20 protein-coding genes are annotated in these 16,525 nt (G+C 55.4%); 11 read left to right on the forward strand and 9 right to left on the reverse strand.

The window, feature by feature from the left end; genetic code table 11:
• The first annotated feature begins 76 nt into the window (after nucleotides 1-76).
• The 5 genes from IDH45_RS13475 to ccmA are packed head-to-tail and all read left to right on the forward strand — an operon-like array spanning nucleotide 77 to nucleotide 3,887.
• Nucleotides 77-463 carry a hypothetical protein gene (locus IDH45_RS13475; RefSeq protein ID WP_190928404.1) on the forward strand — a complete coding sequence of 129 codons (387 nt, stop codon included), beginning with the start codon at nucleotides 77-79 and terminating at the stop codon, nucleotides 461-463.
• Nucleotides 460-1,800 carry a right-handed parallel beta-helix repeat-containing protein gene (locus tag IDH45_RS13480; RefSeq protein ID WP_190928406.1) on the forward strand — a complete coding sequence of 447 codons (1,341 nt, stop codon included), beginning with the start codon at nucleotides 460-462 and terminating at the stop codon, nucleotides 1,798-1,800. Before IDH45_RS13475 ends, IDH45_RS13480 begins: the two co-directional genes overlap by 4 nt.
• On the forward strand, nucleotides 1,797-2,345 hold the full coding sequence (locus IDH45_RS13485; RefSeq protein WP_223836636.1) for a nitrous oxide reductase accessory protein NosL: 549 nt from the start codon (nucleotides 1,797-1,799) through the stop codon (nucleotides 2,343-2,345). Before IDH45_RS13480 ends, IDH45_RS13485 begins: the two co-directional genes overlap by 4 nt.
• Nucleotides 2,342-3,163 carry an ABC transporter permease gene (locus IDH45_RS13490; RefSeq protein ID WP_190928408.1) on the forward strand — a complete coding sequence of 274 codons (822 nt, stop codon included), beginning with the start codon at nucleotides 2,342-2,344 and terminating at the stop codon, nucleotides 3,161-3,163. The genes IDH45_RS13485 and IDH45_RS13490 overlap by 4 nt, the downstream gene beginning before the upstream one ends.
• The gene (gene ccmA, locus IDH45_RS13495; RefSeq protein WP_190928410.1) at nucleotides 3,156-3,887 is read left to right on the forward strand and encodes a heme ABC exporter ATP-binding protein CcmA; all 732 of its coding nucleotides are present in this window, start codon (nucleotides 3,156-3,158) and stop codon (nucleotides 3,885-3,887) included. Before IDH45_RS13490 ends, ccmA begins: the two co-directional genes overlap by 8 nt.
• Nucleotides 3,888-3,954: 67 nt before the next feature.
• Here the strand turns inward: ccmA and IDH45_RS13500 are convergent, their stop codons facing one another.
• Entirely contained in the window at nucleotides 3,955-4,317 is a 363-nt protein-coding gene (locus IDH45_RS13500; RefSeq protein ID WP_190928412.1) for a c-type cytochrome, read from the reverse strand.
• 131 nt (nucleotides 4,318-4,448) lie between these two features.
• On the opposite strand from IDH45_RS13500, the gene IDH45_RS13505 reads away from it, so the two are divergent.
• Both IDH45_RS13505 and IDH45_RS13510 read left to right on the forward strand, forming a co-directional pair.
• Nucleotides 4,449-5,276, forward strand: a complete 828-nt coding sequence (locus tag IDH45_RS13505) for a sensor histidine kinase (RefSeq protein WP_190928414.1) — start codon at nucleotides 4,449-4,451, stop codon at nucleotides 5,274-5,276.
• Entirely contained in the window at nucleotides 5,273-5,920 is a 648-nt protein-coding gene (locus IDH45_RS13510) for a response regulator (RefSeq protein ID WP_190928415.1), read from the forward strand. The genes IDH45_RS13505 and IDH45_RS13510 overlap by 4 nt, the downstream gene beginning before the upstream one ends.
• Before the next feature lie 55 nt (nucleotides 5,921-5,975).
• Here the strand turns inward: IDH45_RS13510 and cydS are convergent, their stop codons facing one another.
• The 3 genes from cydS to IDH45_RS13520 are packed head-to-tail and all read right to left on the reverse strand — an operon-like array spanning nucleotide 5,976 to nucleotide 8,503.
• Nucleotides 5,976-6,101: a cytochrome bd oxidase small subunit CydS gene (gene cydS / locus IDH45_RS34660; protein ID WP_263364813.1), complete on the reverse strand. Its 126-nt coding sequence runs from the start codon at nucleotides 6,099-6,101 to the stop codon at nucleotides 5,976-5,978.
• A gap of 24 nt (nucleotides 6,102-6,125) precedes the next feature.
• Complete coding sequence (locus IDH45_RS13515) at nucleotides 6,126-7,151, reverse strand: cytochrome d ubiquinol oxidase subunit II (RefSeq protein ID WP_190928417.1); 1,026 nt, start codon at nucleotides 7,149-7,151, stop codon at nucleotides 6,126-6,128.
• Nucleotides 7,148-8,503 carry a cytochrome ubiquinol oxidase subunit I gene (locus IDH45_RS13520; protein WP_190928419.1) on the reverse strand — a complete coding sequence of 452 codons (1,356 nt, stop codon included), beginning with the start codon at nucleotides 8,501-8,503 and terminating at the stop codon, nucleotides 7,148-7,150. The genes IDH45_RS13515 and IDH45_RS13520 overlap by 4 nt, the downstream gene beginning before the upstream one ends.
• A 328-nt stretch (nucleotides 8,504-8,831) precedes the next feature.
• Between IDH45_RS13520 and IDH45_RS13525 the strand changes: the two genes are divergently transcribed.
• Complete coding sequence (locus IDH45_RS13525) at nucleotides 8,832-10,028, forward strand: chromate transporter (RefSeq protein ID WP_190928421.1); 1,197 nt, start codon at nucleotides 8,832-8,834, stop codon at nucleotides 10,026-10,028.
• An 83-nt stretch (nucleotides 10,029-10,111) separates the two neighbouring features.
• On the opposite strand, the gene IDH45_RS13530 is transcribed toward IDH45_RS13525, so the two are convergent.
• From IDH45_RS13530 to IDH45_RS13540, 3 genes are read right to left on the reverse strand one after another with little or no spacing between them, the layout of a single operon-like run.
• Nucleotides 10,112-11,128 carry a S66 family peptidase gene (locus IDH45_RS13530; protein WP_190928423.1) on the reverse strand — a complete coding sequence of 339 codons (1,017 nt, stop codon included), beginning with the start codon at nucleotides 11,126-11,128 and terminating at the stop codon, nucleotides 10,112-10,114.
• Nucleotides 11,129-11,157: 29 nt separating this feature from the next.
• Entirely contained in the window at nucleotides 11,158-12,243 is a 1,086-nt protein-coding gene (locus tag IDH45_RS13535; RefSeq protein ID WP_190928424.1) for a copper resistance D family protein, read from the reverse strand.
• A gap of 41 nt (nucleotides 12,244-12,284) precedes the next feature.
• On the reverse strand, nucleotides 12,285-12,788 hold the full coding sequence (locus tag IDH45_RS13540; protein ID WP_190928426.1) for a PCYCGC motif-containing (lipo)protein: 504 nt from the start codon (nucleotides 12,786-12,788) through the stop codon (nucleotides 12,285-12,287).
• A 210-nt stretch (nucleotides 12,789-12,998) separates the two neighbouring features.
• On the opposite strand from IDH45_RS13540, the gene IDH45_RS13545 reads away from it, so the two are divergent.
• The 3 genes from IDH45_RS13545 (at nucleotide 12,999) to IDH45_RS13555 (ending at nucleotide 14,539) form a co-directional block, all read left to right on the forward strand.
• Nucleotides 12,999-13,550 carry a copper resistance CopC family protein gene (locus IDH45_RS13545; RefSeq protein WP_190928428.1) on the forward strand — a complete coding sequence of 184 codons (552 nt, stop codon included), beginning with the start codon at nucleotides 12,999-13,001 and terminating at the stop codon, nucleotides 13,548-13,550.
• Nucleotides 13,551-13,722: 172 nt separating this feature from the next.
• Nucleotides 13,723-14,148, forward strand: a complete 426-nt coding sequence (locus IDH45_RS13550) for an SRPBCC family protein (protein WP_190928430.1) — start codon at nucleotides 13,723-13,725, stop codon at nucleotides 14,146-14,148.
• Nucleotide 14,149: 1 nt separating this feature from the next.
• The gene (locus IDH45_RS13555; protein ID WP_190928432.1) at nucleotides 14,150-14,539 is read left to right on the forward strand and encodes an ArsR/SmtB family transcription factor; all 390 of its coding nucleotides are present in this window, start codon (nucleotides 14,150-14,152) and stop codon (nucleotides 14,537-14,539) included.
• A 19-nt stretch (nucleotides 14,540-14,558) separates the two neighbouring features.
• On the opposite strand, the gene IDH45_RS13560 is transcribed toward IDH45_RS13555, so the two are convergent.
• Both IDH45_RS13560 and IDH45_RS13565 read right to left on the reverse strand, forming a co-directional pair.
• Nucleotides 14,559-15,095 carry a hypothetical protein gene (locus IDH45_RS13560; RefSeq protein WP_190928434.1) on the reverse strand — a complete coding sequence of 179 codons (537 nt, stop codon included), beginning with the start codon at nucleotides 15,093-15,095 and terminating at the stop codon, nucleotides 14,559-14,561.
• 206 nt (nucleotides 15,096-15,301) lie between these two features.
• Nucleotides 15,302-16,525, reverse strand: a complete 1,224-nt coding sequence (locus IDH45_RS13565; protein ID WP_190928435.1) for a cation:proton antiporter — start codon at nucleotides 16,523-16,525, stop codon at nucleotides 15,302-15,304.

Consider the following 16,525-nt stretch of genomic DNA (forward strand, 5'->3'; position numbering starts at 1 on the left):
CATTTTAAAATCGGCCTGCTCGGATATGATAGATAAGGAAGCAGCGAATAAGACTAGCCGGAAGGAGTCGGCCGACATGAGAATCAGATGGACCGTAAAAATGACAGCGTTGATGCTTGTGTTTCTCGTAGGCGTATTATCTGCCTGTTCGGGAAGCGATATCCGTTCTGTCGACCCGGCGGATGTGGAAGTGGGATTAAAGTCCGATCCGTCGCCTGCCAAAGCGTCCCAGCCGGTAACGCTGACTGCGACGTTCGACGGGGTGGAGCCGGCCGAATGGGCGAAGGCGGTGCTCGAAATCCGGGTCGACGGCAGCATGAAGCTGGTGGATGCACAGAAGACGCCCGAAGGGGGCTACGCCGCCAAGTTCACGTTCCCGAAGACGGGGACCTATGACATCTACGTGCATCTGTACCAGGGAGATTTTCACGTAACGAAACTGAAAAAGCTGGAAGTATCATGAGGATATCTGCAATTGGCAAAGTTCTCGCGATTGTATGCCTGTCGGTTGGACTCGGAATCGTGTCCGGGGAGCGGGCACGGGCAGCCGACGCGGCGATGGAATCGGCGAATATCCAGAGGTTGCTGGACGAGGCGCGTGCCGGAGACACGGTACGGATTCCGCCGGGCACGTACGATGGCTCGCTCGTCATCGGCAAGCCGCTTCGGATTGAGGCGGACGGCGACGTAACGATCGTAACGAGGTCCGGTAAGCCGGCCGTGCATATAACCGCCGACGGCGTTCAGCTCGGAGAGCTGCAACTGGTCAACGAATCGGCCGGCGATTCGTCCGCCGTACTCGTGACAGCCAATGACGCCAACCTGCACGGGCTAAAAATCCGGACATCGGCTTTTGGCATCAAGCTGGAAGGAGCGAACCGCGCCGAGATCCGCAACGCAGATATTACATGGGGCGGCCCGGAATCGGCGAAGTTGACCGAGAAGCGCAACGGAATCGACTTATACAAGTCGGACGACAACGTAATGACAGGCAACACGATATCCTCGATGCATGACGCGATCTACTTGGAGAGCAGCAACGGCAACAAGATCGAGAGCAATCAAGTGGAGAAATCCCGTTACGGGATTCACTGCATGTATGCGGACCGTACGACGATACGCGGCAATACGGGAACCTATAATGTAACCGGCGCGATGATCATGAGCGTCAAAAATTCCGAGCTGTCCGGCAATTCGTTTGCGAAGCAAAGCGAAAACGTCCACTCGCAAGGCATTTTGATGTTCGACGTGCAATCGTCGCGCGTAGTTGACAACGCGGCAGAAGGGAACCGCGTCGGGATCTATGTCGAACAGTCGCAGCACAACGAGTTGTCGGGGAATGTGCTTACCGGCAATTTTATCGGCTTTCAATTGCTAGATTCCGAGAACAACCGGATTAGCGGGAACGAGCTGATCGGCAGCGTGGTGGACGCAGAGGCGAGGGACAGCAGGAACAATGCAGTGTCGGGCAATTACTGGGATTCCTTCCGTGGAATCGATACGGACGGGGACGGGCGCAGCGATACGGCGTATGCAATCAATCCGTTTTTTCAGGCAATGGCAAAGGCTAAGCCTGCGTATCAATTGTTTTTTCAGTCGCCGGGAATGACATTTCTCGAAAGTTTGTTTCAAGGTGGCCGCCAGGAGTGGACAACGGATGCCGCACCGCTTATGAAGCCGCCTTCTTACGGTACGAAGGCAGGCGAAGCGCCGAATGCGGCGGCCACGGGCATTCTGGCGTCGTTATTGCTGGCCGCGTCGCTGGTAATCATTTATTATACGGGGGTTAGACGATCATGATCATGAAAAAAAAATCCGGATTTACGGCGCTTGCGATTATTCTCGCGATGCTGATGCTTGCCGCTTGCGGAGGGAAAACCTATGAAGCAGTCCCGATTCAAGAAGGGGTCGACAAATGCGAGATTTGCAATATGCTGATCAAGGACGACGAATTTGCAGTGCAGCTGCTGACCAAGGAAGGGAAGGTTTACAAGTTCGACGACATCGGCTGCATGAACGAATGGAAGACGAAAAACGCCTCCGTACCGGTTACGATCGAGTTCGTGCGGGATCATGCGAGCAAAATGTGGATCGACCTGGAGAAAGCGTATTTCGCCTATGACGCTTCATACAAGACGCCGATGGCATACGGGCTCGTCTCGTTCAAGGACAAGGCTTCGGCCGAGAAGTATATCAGCGAGCAGGGCAAAGGCAAACTGCTGAGCGCGGCAGATCTGAAATCGCATGCGTGGGAACGGAACAAGGCGGGCATGGACATGCATCATGGCGAAGGACATGAGCAGAAAGCCCATTCCGAAACGGACAAAAAAGGAAGCTCGCATTGAGCCACGCCATCCATGTTGCGCTGCGGGAAGTCAAGATCGGATTCCGCAATCCTTGGGCCTATTCCTTCATGGCCCTTTTTACCGTATTCAGCCTCGCGCTGCTGCTCATCCAGGCGCAAAACGTTGTACGCGGATACTCCGCTGCGACCGGGACGATGCTGAGTCTGATCTTGTACTTGCTGCCGCTAATGACGCTGCTGCTCGGCTCGTTCTCCCTGACGGCGGAGAAGGAGGAAGGGAGCTGGCAGTTGCTATCGACGTATCCGATGAGCACGTTTTCGTTCATCTCCGGCAAATATGCCGGCCTTGCCGTCGTCCTGCTGACGATCGTCGCCTTCGGCTTCGGGGTTACCGGCTTGCTCGGCGCGATCGCCGGCCAAAGTTTCGACGCTGGCACGTACGCGCTGTTCCTCGTGTTCTCCGCCGGACTTATCTTACTCTTTTTGGCTGTCGCTCTGGGGATTGGGACGATTGCGGGCAACCGTTGGCAGGCGCTTACGTATGCGGTGGCGATCTGGTTTTTCGCCATAATCGGCTGGCAGGCGCTGCTGATTGCCGGACTCGGCATGCTCCCCTATATGTGGATCAAACCTGCGGTTACGGTGCTGACCTTCCTGAATCCGGCCGAGCTCGTCCGTCTGTTCGTCGTCGTCAAGCTGGGCGGCGGAGCGGTGCTCGGACCGGAGTATTACAACTGGGTGCAGTGGATTCGGGAGCCTTCCGGCACATGGGCATTCGTCGGCATATGCCTCGTCTGGATCGTGATCTCGATCGGACTTGCGAACCAGATCTGGGAAAGGGGGCGCGCACGTGGATAAGCCGATGGTAGTAGTGACAGATGTGGCGAAATCGATTGGCAAGCAGACGATCGTGCAGCAAGTGCAGCTGAGTGTGCAGCCCGGTCAGGTGGTCGCGTTATGCGGCGGGAACGGAGCCGGCAAAAGCACGATTCTCCGGATGGTGGCGGGAATGATGCAGCCCACCTCCGGAACGATCGAAGTGAACGGGATCAAGTGGAAGGAGAACCGGAGACGTTACGCCGAGCAGATCGGTTATATGCCGGACGATTACCGGTTCGGTCCCGGGCTGACCGCCATGGAGACGCTGACGTTCTGGGCGTCGCTGCGCGGACTGCCGAAGAGCAGGGCGGAGGAAGTGCTCGCCGACGTCGGATTAACCGATACGGGACGCAAGCCGGTCGCATCGTTCTCCAAAGGGATGCGGCAGAGGGTGTTGTTCGCGCAAGCGCTGCTGGCGCGCCCGCCCGTGCTGATCATGGACGAGCCGACCAACGGGCTGGACCCGTACTGGATGGATTCGTTCGTCAAGCTCGTACAGGCGGCGGGAGAGGCCGGTCAAGCGGTTATTTTCTCGACGCACCAGCTGGAGATTGCCGAGGCGCTGGCCCAACGGGTAGCTTTCCTGCGTCAAGGCCGGATCGAGCTGGAGGGAGCGGTGGAGGACATCCGTACACGGCTCGGTTCGAAGGGGCTTCACGACGCGTTCGCTTCCATGTTCGGCATTCAGAGGGCGGCGAATTGACCGCTGGATTGCTCCACGTAGTGCGGCCCGGCATCTGCGATACCGGGCTTCCGTCTGTTGCCTGGACTTATTTATGTTCGGCCAGCCATAACGACAGGTTGGCAATCTCCTCTTCCTTCAAGGAGCTTTTGAATGCGGGCATTCCGCCTTTGCCGTTCAGAATCAGCTTGTACAGCTGCTGTTCGGTAAATTTGGTTCCCGCCTTCTGCAGGTTCGGGCCGATCTTGCCCTGGAGCTGGTCGCCGTGGCACGACAGGCACGATTGCTTATACACCGTCTCGGCAGCGACTTTGTCCAGCGTAACGGCAGGTACGGCGATTTGCGGTTCCGGCTCCGCTTCGGGTTTCGGCTGGGCCGACGTTACGATCAGCATGACGAGCCCGAAGGTGCAGGCGCCGAAAAACAGTACGGCCATAATCCATTTTTGCATGTGGACAACCTCCTTTCAACCGTACAATACCAGAGCGGACCTCCGCTTGTATATAGCTCCAAATAGTCATGCCCGGCGCGGAAGGCATGGCGGTTACCATTTACGAATCGCTTCCAAGGAGAGACGGACCTATGTCCTATAAGCAAATCAAATGGCTGATTCTGATTTTGCCTACCGTCACGATCGGGCTGTGGGAATATATCCGGCACCAGTTTCTGTTGCCGTACATTTCGATGGATCTGGGCAATCTGCTCGCTCCGGTGATCGTATTTCTGGTGACGATGATTTTCCTGACACAGTTATTCTCGATGCTGGAGGATATGCAGGAGGAGCTGAAGGAAGCCCGCGCCGCCAAAGCCGCGCTGGAGGAACGCGAGAAAATCGCCCGCGAGCTGCACGACGGGATCGCCCAGTCGCTGTTTCTGCTATCGGTCAAGGCGGATCAGCTCGACAAGCGTTACGCCGGGGAAGCCGCCGACATACGGGGGTTCAAGCAGACGGTCTATGAAGTGAACGGGTACGTCCGGCAGGCGATCGCGAACTTGCGTTATCCGGCCGAATCGGATTCGCTCCCTTGGATGGATATGCTGAAGTCGCTGGCCGCAGATCTGACGATGAATACGGGGATCGGCGTCGAGTGGAGCTGGAAGCTGCCCGAGGACAAGCTGACGGCGAAGGAAAAGGTGGAGCTGTTCGCCTCCATACGCGAGGCGCTGCTGAACGTGCGCAAACATTCGAAGGCCGAGCGGGTAAGCATCGACGCTGCGGAACGAGGCGGGGGCTGGGTATGCGCCGTCAGCGACGACGGCCAGGGCTTCGAGGGCGATCCGCTGAGGCGCGATAACAAATTCGGGCTCAGCATGGTGAAGGACCGCGCGGACGAGATGGGGTGGACGTTTGAGATCGTCAGGGAGCAGGGAGAGACGGTAGTCCGCATACGAAAGGGGGAAGATGGATGACTCAGCCGTTTCGGGTATTGATCGTAGACGACCATAAGCATGCCCGGGAAGGGATTCGGACAATTCTCGAACTGGACCCGGCTTTCGCTATCGTGGCGGAAGCGCAAAACGGCCGGGAGGCGATGGAGCTGACCGACCGGTATATGCCGGATATGATCCTGATGGACATCCATATGCCGGAGATGGACGGGTTGGAGGCGACCAAGTGGATCAAGGACAAATACCCGTATATTAAAATCGTCATGGTCACCGTATCCGACGACATTACTCATCTGTTCGAGGCGCTTAAGAAAGGGGCGCAGGGGTATTTGCTGAAAAATCTGCATCCCGAGGAATGGCACCATTACTTGCGGGCGGTTGCGGTGGACGAAGCGCCACTTAGCCGCGAGCTTGCGCTGCGGATTTTGCACGAATTTTCCCAACACAAAGAACCGGCAGCCGTTCAGACGCCGCTGACGGCGAGGGAGCAGGAGATCCTTGGACTCGTCGCCAAAGGGATGTCGAACCGGGACATCGCCGGCAGGCTGGACATCTCGGAGCATACGGTCAAAAACCATTTAAAAAACATTTTGCACAAGCTGCATCTGGACAACCGGGTCCAGCTCGCGAGATACGCGTTCGAGAAAGGGATGATCAAGAAATAGCGGCCCGGCAGCGCAAGCAGACATTGTTCCTGCATCCGCAGCCGCCGGTTAACGGTCAGCTTGCCGCCTCGTCATCCCCCGGCTCGACCGTTACGTTCCCCCACGCTCCCCAGACGAACACGCCGGCGACGGCCGCAGCGACGACAAGCAGCGGGGCTCCCATTATGAGAAACGAGATCATGCGGCAACGCTCCTTCCGTTACATTTAATGCTTGCTTCGTTTGCCCTGGACGTACAACGCATCGAACAGAAACAGTCGCAGCAGCAAATACAGCGACGGAATCAGCAGCAGCAGTCCGAGGACGAATACCGTAATTAGCCCGGCCGCCATCGCGTCGCTCGTAAAATGATCGTGGATCGTCAGGTACGGATACAAAATGTACGGCAAATGAGCCGCCCCGTAGCCGAAAAAGGCGAAAGCGAATTGCAGCATGACGAACAGAAACGCCCAGCCGAGCCGGATTCTCCGTGCGATCAGCGTAATCGCGATTACGAAGCAGATGAAGGAAGCCGCGAACATCCACGACAGCGACAACATGTTCTGATAATGCTCGTAGTTGTGGCTGCGTATGGCGAAGAAGACAAGCAAGCTGCTGAAGATCGTCGGCAGGCTCCAGGCCAGGGCGTAGGTGCGGACAATCTCGAACGCTTGACGGTCTCCGGCTTTATGGGCGTAGTAGCTGAGAAACATCGCGGAGATGTACAGCACGCTGACAAGTGCAAGCAGGACGACGGCCCATGAATAGGCACTACTGAACAAGGCTCCGTACAGGAAGCGGACTTCGCCGGTGCCGGTTACCTCGATAAATCCGCCCTCAGATATCGTAAGCACAGTGGACAGTGAGGCCGGAATGAGCAGACCGCTGGCGCCGTACAGCAGCATATAGACCCGGTTGGAGCGGGAGCCGTACGTGCTGAACGCATAATAGGAGCCGCGGATCGCCAGCAGCACGATCGCAATGCTTCCCGGAACGAGCAGAGCCGTCCCGAAATAATAAGCCGTATCCGGGAAAAAGCCGACGATCCCGACAAAGAAAAAAACGAGAAAAACGTTGGTCACTTCCCATACCGGGGACAAATAACGTTCGATAACGTTGTGAATCAGATGGCGGGTACCGGTGACGGAGCTGTAATAGCTGAAAAATCCGGCTCCGAAATCGATGGAAGCGATGATCAGATAGCCGTACAGAAATAGCCACAATACCCCAATTCCAAGCGTTTCGTAGCTCATCTATGATCGCCTCCTTCCATGCCGAGCGCTCGCAGCTCGTCCTCCGCCCGGTTGGAACGGAACATCCGGCTTAATACGCGGACCGTCGTGATGCCGAGCACGAGATATAACAGCGCAAATACGATCAGCATCGTATCGACATGCCCGGACGTCGTGGCGCCTTCGGCGGTTCGCATAATCCCCCGCAATATCCAGGGCTGCCGGCCCACCTCGTTCAAGATCCAGCCGTGCTCGATCGCCAGCATCGCCACCGGAGCCGCGACGACGATAAGCGCCAGCAACTTGCGGCTGCGGTACAAACGCCCCTTTCCCCGCCACATATACCAAAGAAACAGCAGCACCACGAGGGTCATGTAAGCGACGTACATCATTTTAATATCGAATATATAATGGGTCCACAGCGGAGGCTGCTCGTCCTTCGGAATGTCGTTCAGTCCGGTTACTTCCGCACTCGGGATGCCGTGGGCCAATATGCTGAGCGCATAAGGGACGGTCAATCCGTACTTCACCTCGTTGTCGTCGCCCAGCACGCCGCCGAACAGCAGAGGCGCATGTCCGGTCGTCTCGAAATGCCACTCCATCGCCGCCAGCTTCTCCGGCTGGTAGTTCGCCAAATATTTTCCGGACAAATCGCCGATCAGGGCGGTGGACATCGTAAATACGGCCGCGCAGCCCATCGTCAGCTTTAATGCTTTTTTGTAATAAATGTGTTGGCGTCCTTTCATCAGTGACCACGCCGCGATCGCAGCGAGCACGAAGGCACATGTGACGAAGGCGGAGGAGAGCACGTGCGCCACCTTGGTCGGCATCGCCGGACTGAGCATGGCGGCGATCGGATGAACGCTTGTAATCGTGCCGCCTTCCATCGTTAAGCCGACGGGATAGTTCATAAAAGCGTTGACGATCGTAATAAACAGGGCGGAAGCCGACGAGCCGATAACGACCGGGACAAGCAGCCAGATATGAGCCGTTTTGCTTTTGAACCGGTCCCAGGTGTATAAGTAGATGCCGAGGAAAATAGCTTCAAAGAAAAACGCGAACGTCTCCATAAACAGCGGCAGCGCGATCGATTGGCCTGCGACGCGCATGAAGCTCGGCCACAGCAGGCTGAGCTGCAAGCCGATGGCCGTTCCGGTAACGACGCCGACCGCAACCGTGATCACATATCCGCGGGCCCAGCGGCGGGCGAGCAGCAGGTAGTGCGGGTCGTTTCTGCGGATGCCGGTCCATTCCGCGAGCGCGATCAGCAGCGGGACGCCAACTCCCAAGGTGGCAAATAAAATATGAAAGCCGAGCGTAAGCGAGGTCAGCAGTCGGCTTAGCAGGACAGGATCGTAGATCGTGCCGGACATAGCAATACTCCCTTCGTTACTGCATCTTGAGCGTATTCAGGCGAACAGGTGGCGGGACAGCGAGAGCAGCATAAGTGCAGCGACAATAAGGCAGAGGACGATCAACCGCTTCTCTTGCTTGGCGATACGCCGATCTTGATTGGAATCCGGCATGGAGAACCTACCTCTCTTGGAAGATATACGGAGCGAAACGTCTCTCCAGATTATTACCGGGAAGCGAAATCTTATGCATTCACAAGAAATTAACAATCGCCGGGATTGTTAGGGTTCTTGACGATCTTCTATAATGGAGCAAGGGAAGATTGGGAAACAAGCGGAGGCAGGATACATGGCAGGCAGCAGAAAGAGGGGCGCACGAAATTCGTGGCTTGAAGTATTAAAAGTGTCGTTGAAACTAGGACTGACTTCATTTGGCGGCCCAGCCGCCCATTTAGGGTATTTTCATGGGGAATACGTACGTAAGAGGCAATGGATGGACGAACGCAGCTACGCGGATCTGGTCGCCTTATGCCAGTTTCTACCCGGGCCTGCAAGCAGTCAGGTGGGAATAGGAATCGGGACGGTCCGTGCCGGGCTCGTTGGCGGGATCGCCGCCTGGATCGGTTTTACGATGCCGTCCGTTGTCGCTTTGGCTTTGTTCGCGATGCTGCTCCAGTCGTTCGATCTGGCTGGCGAGGGCTGGATACACGGCTTGAAAATCGTAGCGGTAGCGATCGTCGCTCATGCGATAGCGGGGATGGGGCAAAAGCTGACGCCGGATCGCAGCAGAATCTCGATTGCGGTAGCCGCTTCGGTCGTCACCCTGCTTGTTCCGAATGCAGCCGGTCAAATTATTGTGCTGCTGCTCGCTGCTGTGTGCGGCTGGATCTGGTTCCGGCGACAAGCGGAGGCGGATGTTCCGGTTCTGGATGTTCCGGTAAGCCGGCGGACGGCGATCGTCTGTCTGGTCCTTTTCTTCGGACTGCTTGCAGCACTGCCGCTGCTTCGGGGATGGATCTCCTCTCACTGGCTGGCTGTCTTTGACAGCTATTATCGGTCCGGTTCTCTCGTATTCGGGGGCGGGCATGTCGTTCTTCCCTTTTTGGAGAAAGAGACGGTGGCCGCAGGTTGGGTGTCGAAGGAAGCGTTTCTTGCCGGTTACGGGGCAACGCAGGCTGTACCGGGTCCGCTGTTCACGTTCGCTTCTTATCTGGGGGCTATCGACGGGGGATGGATCGGGGCGGCAGTTGCCACGTTCGCGATTTTCCTACCCGCCTATTTGCTCGTCACCGGAACGCTTCCGTTCTGGAATGTGATACGGACGAGTCCCGCGTTGCAGGGAGTGCTTGCCGGAGTGAACGCCGCGGTCGTAGGGCTGCTGCTGGCCGCCTTGTATGATCCGCTCTGGACGTCGGCGATCGGCTCGACCGCTGATTTCGCATGGGCTGCGGTTCTGTACACGATGCTTGCTTACTGGAAAGTACCGCCATGGATCGTTGTCGTAACAGGGGCGCTGGGCGGGATGGGGCTGGCTGTGCTGCTTTAATCTGCAAATAAAATCGAAACAAGGACCGTTTTCGCGGTCCTTGTTTCATTCCTGCATGTTCGGAAGACACAAATGTTAGGCCACTAAGGCTTAAACGTTTGTCTGACTATCCCTTTCCCGTCTTTTACCTCAACTTCGGCGCAGGCTCCGTTAATGAACGTAATTTGAGGCGGTACATGACCGCAATCGATATCGTACACGATCGGAACCTGCAATTCGTTTGCCAGCTCGTCATAGACGTCCTCCGCCGTATAGCCGTCTACAGGCTGATTGGCGGCGCTTCTCCCGAACATAACACCTGCACAGTTGTCAAACCATCCCGCCAATTTCATTTGAACCAACGACCTTCGCAGATCCGTTGCGGACAATTCGCAATTTTCCAGATACCACAATATCGGTTCGTGGTTTATGAAATGATTTTGAAAATGTCGAAGGTTACCGAACGGGGTTCCGATCAAATGCCGGATCACGTCGATGCACCCGCCCAGCAAGCGGCCGCGCAGGTGCACTTCAGTACGGCCTGTGACTTTCCAATACGTTCGTTCAGTTAGGTGAAAGACACAGGGCGAAGGGTTCGCGTAGTTCCATTCTTTCTGATAGTTGGATGAGGAATGCTGGGTGATCGACTCGCCTGCTTGAGTCTGCAGTACTTGAAGCCACATCGCCGTCGTGGGGTCCGAATATTCTCCCCGCAGATCGATGAGGTTCGTCCCGTGAGCCGTTGCAATTCCTGTCTTTAATGTAATGGCTAACAATAGGACGCTGATATCCGAGTACCCCAATATCCATTTCGGCTTTACATTTTCAAAATCGATATGTTCCAGAATCTCGATTATCAGTTCTCCGCCCCATGGTGGGAAAATCAGACGGATGGGGTCATTTTGCATCCATTCATTGAGTTCAGCCGCACGTTTTTGGGCAGGCGCCGACTTCGCTTTCATCTGAGTCCATACGGCTTGACCATAAAGGAGGCGAAATCCCATTTGCTCCATACGTTTGCCTGCAAGCCGCAATAGATCATGAAGCTCTTTATTAACTCCGGACGAAGGCGCGGTAACACCGATCGCGGCTCCTTCTTCAAGAACAGGATACCTTATCATAGTTTTGGGTTACCTCCAGTATCTCAGCCTCATCGAATCGAAAGCATAGCAGCCAGGTAAGCGGATATTGTAAACGCCACGCCAAAGCATACGGCTGCCCGCGGCGAGTTGTTTTTCCCGGATCGGAAAATGAAATACAGAAGCAATAGCGATAAAGCGGCCAAACCAATCCCCAGCGGCTGGAAGCCGAGCTCCACCTGCATGTTGACGCTGACGCCATCGCCGTGAATCAAGCGGAATAACGCGGAAGGAACGGGAAGCTCGGGATTTTCCGGATCGTCATGCGGCGGTCTTTGCATACCCATAAACGCCGTAGCGGCAAAGACGAGCAGGAGGATGACGCTTTCCGCCCGAAGCCATCTGCGCGGATCGAAGCCCGGGTTCGTACGGACTTTGCTTTTGAACCATAAGCCGTTCAAAATCCCGAACGCTACGACCGGGACGATCAGCAGATGCTTGATCAGCATCGCCTGGCCGTACGAGACAACCCAGCTATTCGTATAGTCGGGCACAATAAAAGCCATCATGACGAATCCCGCGCCGACAATGACAAGCACACAAATCATCGCCAGCGGATGGAACCAGCGTAAAAATTCGCTCCAGCGTGCCGTACCGTGAGCGAACCATCCCGCCGCGATCAGCAGTCCGATCCAAACGCTCGCCGCCGTCAAGTGAAACGATTGGGCGAGAAAGCCCCACGATTCGGATTGTCCGGCGGCATGGCTGGCCCAGCCGTAAGAAAACAGCAGCCCGAGGGTCAATAAAGCCGCCGCCGCGTTGGCCAGCGGATAACGGGCCGGATCGCGGAGCGACAGCAGCGCAAGAAACAGCGTGCACAAAATAAACATCCAGACCCACGCTTTGCCGAATTCCAGATCGAGCAGCACGTCGTCGAAAATCTCCCAGAACGGCCCAGCGAATTGAGTCAGAAAAATCGTGTTTTTGATGACCGGCACAAACGATAATACCGCAATCCCGATCACCGCATTGAACAAAAGGGAGCCCGGTATTCGGATATCGGGCTTGGCAGAAACGGGAACGAAGTTCAGCAGGATCGCTCCGCAAACCAGCGCGAAGCATAGGTACAGCAGCGTTTCCGAAATATATACGATCATGGTCGGTTTTCACTCCAATAGATAGAGACGGCTGTTTGCCGTCAGCTTGGCATAGGTGTCGGGGTCGGTTTGGCATATCCCTTCTGGTACGTCTCGTCGATGATCTGCCGGATTTCTTTCACGGACTTGCCCTGCTCCTTCAGCTGATACGACGTGACGGCGATCTGCATGCAGACGCCGCAGCGCGTCCCGTGGTCGTCCCACACGACCGAGCCGTCGCTGTTGATTTCCTGAATAAAGCAGTCCTCATTGCTTTTGTGTCCGACGCTTTCGCCGCAGCCGCAGTAACACGGCATCGACCGCAGCACATCGGCCGCCTGCGCCGCTACCCGGTAAGCGATCCGGATCTCCTCGCGCTGCTTGTCCAGAAAGGAAGGAAGCTGTTGAAGCGAAGCGGTTTTCTCCTGAATATCCCCGGATACGACCGTACTGTGATCGTGACCGTCGTGCTCTCCGGTCGATGACGGCTTGCCCCCGCCGCCGCAAGCGGTCGTGACGAACAGGGATGCGGCGGCGATCAGAACGCCGATAGTTCGTTTCTTCATCCTGCACCTCGTTTATTTATAAAGAATCGGTAAGGGAATCGTACAATCCCCATCATATCATACATATGATATCTGATCGTATGCTCATATGACAAAAGTTCGAAAAGTTGTCCATCCTTTGCAGAGGGAGAACCAGCCTGGTTTGGTATACTGGGAACGTATTCCCGGATTAATCGGGAAAAAGAATCGATGAGGAAGGAAAAAGCGAAGATGAAACAAACGATGAGCCTATTCGTGCTGCTTGTCCTGCTGCTGATGCCGTCTGCCGTGTACGCTCACACCGGTCTCCAGTCGTCCTCTCCGGCGAACGGGACGACGGTCAGCGAGCCTCTGAACGAAATCAGGATGGTGTTTAACACCGAGATCGGATCGCTAAGCTCGTTCGAGCTGCGTGCTGCCGACGGAACAAGCGTCAAAATCGCCGACCGCAAGGTGGACGGAGCCACGATGAGCGGCAAGCCGGAAGCGGGATTGGCCGACGGGGAGTATACCGTCGTATGGAAAATTGTAGGCAGAGACGGTCATCCGGTCGAAAATAAATTCGCGTTTACGATGAAAGCGTCCGGACAAAATCAAGCCCAGCAGCCGCCGGCACAATCGCCTCAGTCTGCCGATCCGGTAAAGCAGCCGGCAATGGCCGTACCTCCGGAGAAGGCGAACGGTCCCGTGTTGGTGATGGGAGCCGTAATCGTGCTTGTAGCGATCATCCTGATCGCTGTACTCGTTATTTTCAAGATGAAAAAGGGGAGCGGACGGGCTTGAGTCTGTCGGCTCCCGGCATTGCCGGCCGTCTTGTCCGGCAATGTATAAATACGTTTGACACGAAACCAAACGGTGTCGTATAATCAAATGCGAAACCAAAAGGTTTCACGTCGAGACGTCAAGTTTGTCTGATCCAAGCCAAATAAACGGTTTATTCAGGAGGAATTGAATAATGAGTGATCTTACACCGGAATCCATCCCCGACATTCGCAAAACGCTGGTGCTGAACGCGCCGATCGCCAAAGTATGGGGCGCCGTGGCCACAGCCGAAGGAATCGCAGCCTGGTTTATGCCCAACGATTTTAAGCCGGAGATGGGGTGCGAATTTCATCTGGAGGCCGGTCCTTTCGGCCGTTCGCCATGCAAAGTGACGGAGATCGACCCGCCGAACCGGCTGACCTTCCATTGGGGCGAACAATGGTCGGTTACGTTCGAACTGGCCGAGCAAGGAGATAAAACCGAGTTCACGCTCATTCACTCCGGATGGGATCTAAATAAAGTAACCGAATTCGGCGAAGCCCATACGATCGTGCGCGACCGGATGAACAACGGCTGGACGGGCATCGTACAAAAGCTTGGCGCTTACGTCGGGTCCTGAGATGACCGGTACTTCGCCGAAGCATGATGTGTTCCATGCGATTGCCGATCCGACTCGGCGCAGACTGCTTCATTTGCTGGTAGATCGGGAGATGCCGGTCACCGTGATTAGCAGCCACTTTCCGATGTCCCGGACTGCGGTGTCGAAGCATCTGCGCATCTTGTCAGATGCCGGGCTCGTCAAGGAGAGGAAGGTCGGGCGGGAGACCCGCTACAGGCTGGAGCCCGAGCCGCTCCTTGAGCTGAAACGGTGGCTGGCCTTTTATGACCGGTTCTGGGATAACAGGCTATCCGTACTGAAACATCTGGTCGAAGCGGATGACGCGAACGAACCGGAAACTGCGGTAAAGCCGATCAAACCTCAGGCGATGGACCCGTTATCACTCGATTGAACGGACAACTGGGAAAATTTCATTTGGCGCGCTTTATCCGTCTTCGGGTTATTCGTTTCCGGCAGCCGCATCCTGCCATAATGCCGGCAACGCCTTTCGCCAAATAGGGGGCGGGAGCGACCGGCTTTAATCCGGGCAGGCGAAACATCTCGATTATTTTGGGGACATCGTCATTAACCATTCTCCTCATGAAGCGGATCGGACGACCGAATTTGACGTAGTCGTAATCGGATTTATCTTTGTTGAGAAATTCATCCGGGAGCTCGCCGGGAGTGCTGTAGGCAAACAGCCTGCCGTTCCGTTCGCCGATCAAAATGAACGGGGAGCTGTCATAGCCTTGTCTGATCCATTCCTGGCGGGACATCTTAAATACGGAGATCGTCAATACGTCGCCATACGTTTTACCGCGGTACTTAAAGAGAAAGCGAACGTCGTATTCGGTCTCCCCGCCGCTTCGCGATCGGTCGATAACGGTATACGGTCTCCACCAGTCCGGAACGCGAATCGTGAAGCCATACCGGGGATCTCTATACAAATAATGCAGTTTGGGTTTCATCGAAGGTCTTCTCCTGTCTGTCCGACAAGCGGGCAAGCTCGTTCGGAGCTGGAATTGTTCTTCCAACAGGATATGCGGCAGCAGCGGATCGGTTCGTCGGCAGGAAGACCGGTGTGACCGCTGTGCGAAAAGAAGAGCTCTGATTCCGTCCGGGCAGGACGGAATCAGAGCTCTTCTTCGGTTTAACGTGGCGGAAAATGGCGGGACTACCTGGTGTCTTTCTGTTTTTCCTTTTTCTCGCGTTTGAAGCGTGTTTTTAATTTTTGATACAGCAGGTAGATCGATTTCGATTCTTTCGTCAATAAAGGTCCTAATACAGCTAGTATTAGCACATATAATACGGCGAAGGATTGGATGGCCGGCATCAGTCCTCCGGCTTTTCCAATATTAGCCATTATAATCGAAAATTCACCCCGGGATACGAGCGTAAAGCCAACGTTCAGCGATGCGCGCGGGGAAACGCCGGATAGTCGTCCGGCAATCGCTCCTGCGAGCAGGTTGCCGATGATCGTCAGGACGACGGCGATTAACGCCATGCCGACTGCACCGCCCAGCGTTGCCGGCTCGATGGTCAGTCCGAATCCGAAGAAAAAGACGGCGCCGAAAAAATCGCGGAAAGGCAAAATGTGATGTTCGATCCGCTTCACATGGGCGGATTCTCCGAGCACCAGTCCGATCATCAACGCTCCGATCGCTTCGGCTACATGGAGCGTCTCCGAGAAGCCGGCCACGAGAAACAGCATCGTCATCACCATGAGCAGAAATAGCTCGGAGGATTGGATATTAAGCGCAATATCGAGATATTTGATCACTTTTCTTCCTATGATCAAAAAGACGACGATAAACAGGAGGGCGGATAAGGAGATCAGCACGACTCCGCCGAGTGAGGTCGCCCCGCTCAAGACCAGACCGGTCAGAATGGAAATATGGACGGCGATGAACAAATCGTCAAACATGATCATGCCCATGATCAATTCCGTCTCCGGATTGGCCGTTCGCTTCAAATCAACGAGCACCTTGGCGACGATGGCGGTGGAAGAGCTTGTCATAATCCCGCAGACGACCAGCGTTTCCTTCAGCGGCAAATCCATCATCCAGCCAAGCAGAAGGCCGGATACGAAGTTCAGCCCGACATAAAAGGAGCCGCCAACGAGAATCGCTTTGCCGGACTTGAGCAGCCGGGCGACGGAAAATTCAAGCCCCAAATAAAACAGCAAAAATAAAATGCCGAGACGCCCCATAAAATCGATAAACATCGAGCTCTCGATAAATCTCAGGTCGATAATCCAAAAATGCGGAGCGTGCGGGCCGACGGCCATCCCGACCAGAATATAAAAGGGGATGACGGAAAAGCGCAGCTTGGTGGATATGAATCCGACAAGTGTGATCAGGGCAACGGCAAGACCCACTTCGAAAATTAGCATATCCAT

Origin of the sequence: Paenibacillus oceani (assembly GCF_014705615.1) — a bacterium.
Taxonomy (GTDB): Bacteria; Bacillota; Bacilli; order Paenibacillales; family NBRC-103111; genus Paenibacillus_AB; species Paenibacillus_AB oceani.

Coding starts and splice junctions, on each gene's coding strand:
- IDH45_RS13520 (WP_190928419.1), bottom strand. CDS start 8,503: ATGTCCGGCACGATCTACGATCCTGTCCTGCTAAGCCGACTGCTGACC.
- IDH45_RS13475 (WP_190928404.1), top strand. CDS start 77: ATGAGAATCAGATGGACCGTAAAAATGACAGCGTTGATGCTTGTGTTT.
- IDH45_RS13480 (WP_190928406.1), top strand. CDS start 460: ATGAGGATATCTGCAATTGGCAAAGTTCTCGCGATTGTATGCCTGTCG.
- cydS (WP_263364813.1), bottom strand. CDS start 6,101: ATGATCTCGTTTCTCATAATGGGAGCCCCGCTGCTTGTCGTCGCTGCG.
- IDH45_RS13515 (WP_190928417.1), bottom strand. CDS start 7,151: ATGAGCTACGAAACGCTTGGAATTGGGGTATTGTGGCTATTTCTGTAC.
- IDH45_RS13485 (WP_223836636.1), top strand. CDS start 1,797: ATGATCATGAAAAAAAAATCCGGATTTACGGCGCTTGCGATTATTCTC.
- IDH45_RS13530 (WP_190928423.1), bottom strand. CDS start 11,128: ATGATAAGGTATCCTGTTCTTGAAGAAGGAGCCGCGATCGGTGTTACC.
- IDH45_RS13555 (WP_190928432.1), top strand. CDS start 14,150: ATGACCGGTACTTCGCCGAAGCATGATGTGTTCCATGCGATTGCCGAT.
- IDH45_RS13560 (WP_190928434.1), bottom strand. CDS start 15,095: ATGAAACCCAAACTGCATTATTTGTATAGAGATCCCCGGTATGGCTTC.
- IDH45_RS13525 (WP_190928421.1), top strand. CDS start 8,832: ATGGCAGGCAGCAGAAAGAGGGGCGCACGAAATTCGTGGCTTGAAGTA.
- IDH45_RS13540 (WP_190928426.1), bottom strand. CDS start 12,788: ATGAAGAAACGAACTATCGGCGTTCTGATCGCCGCCGCATCCCTGTTC.
- IDH45_RS13565 (WP_190928435.1), bottom strand. CDS start 16,525: ATGGATATGCTAATTTTCGAAGTGGGTCTTGCCGTTGCCCTGATCACA.
- IDH45_RS13510 (WP_190928415.1), top strand. CDS start 5,273: ATGACTCAGCCGTTTCGGGTATTGATCGTAGACGACCATAAGCATGCC.
- IDH45_RS13545 (WP_190928428.1), top strand. CDS start 12,999: ATGAAACAAACGATGAGCCTATTCGTGCTGCTTGTCCTGCTGCTGATG.
- IDH45_RS13535 (WP_190928424.1), bottom strand. CDS start 12,243: ATGATCGTATATATTTCGGAAACGCTGCTGTACCTATGCTTCGCGCTG.
- IDH45_RS13500 (WP_190928412.1), bottom strand. CDS start 4,317: ATGCAAAAATGGATTATGGCCGTACTGTTTTTCGGCGCCTGCACCTTC.
- IDH45_RS13505 (WP_190928414.1), top strand. CDS start 4,449: ATGTCCTATAAGCAAATCAAATGGCTGATTCTGATTTTGCCTACCGTC.
- IDH45_RS13550 (WP_190928430.1), top strand. CDS start 13,723: ATGAGTGATCTTACACCGGAATCCATCCCCGACATTCGCAAAACGCTG.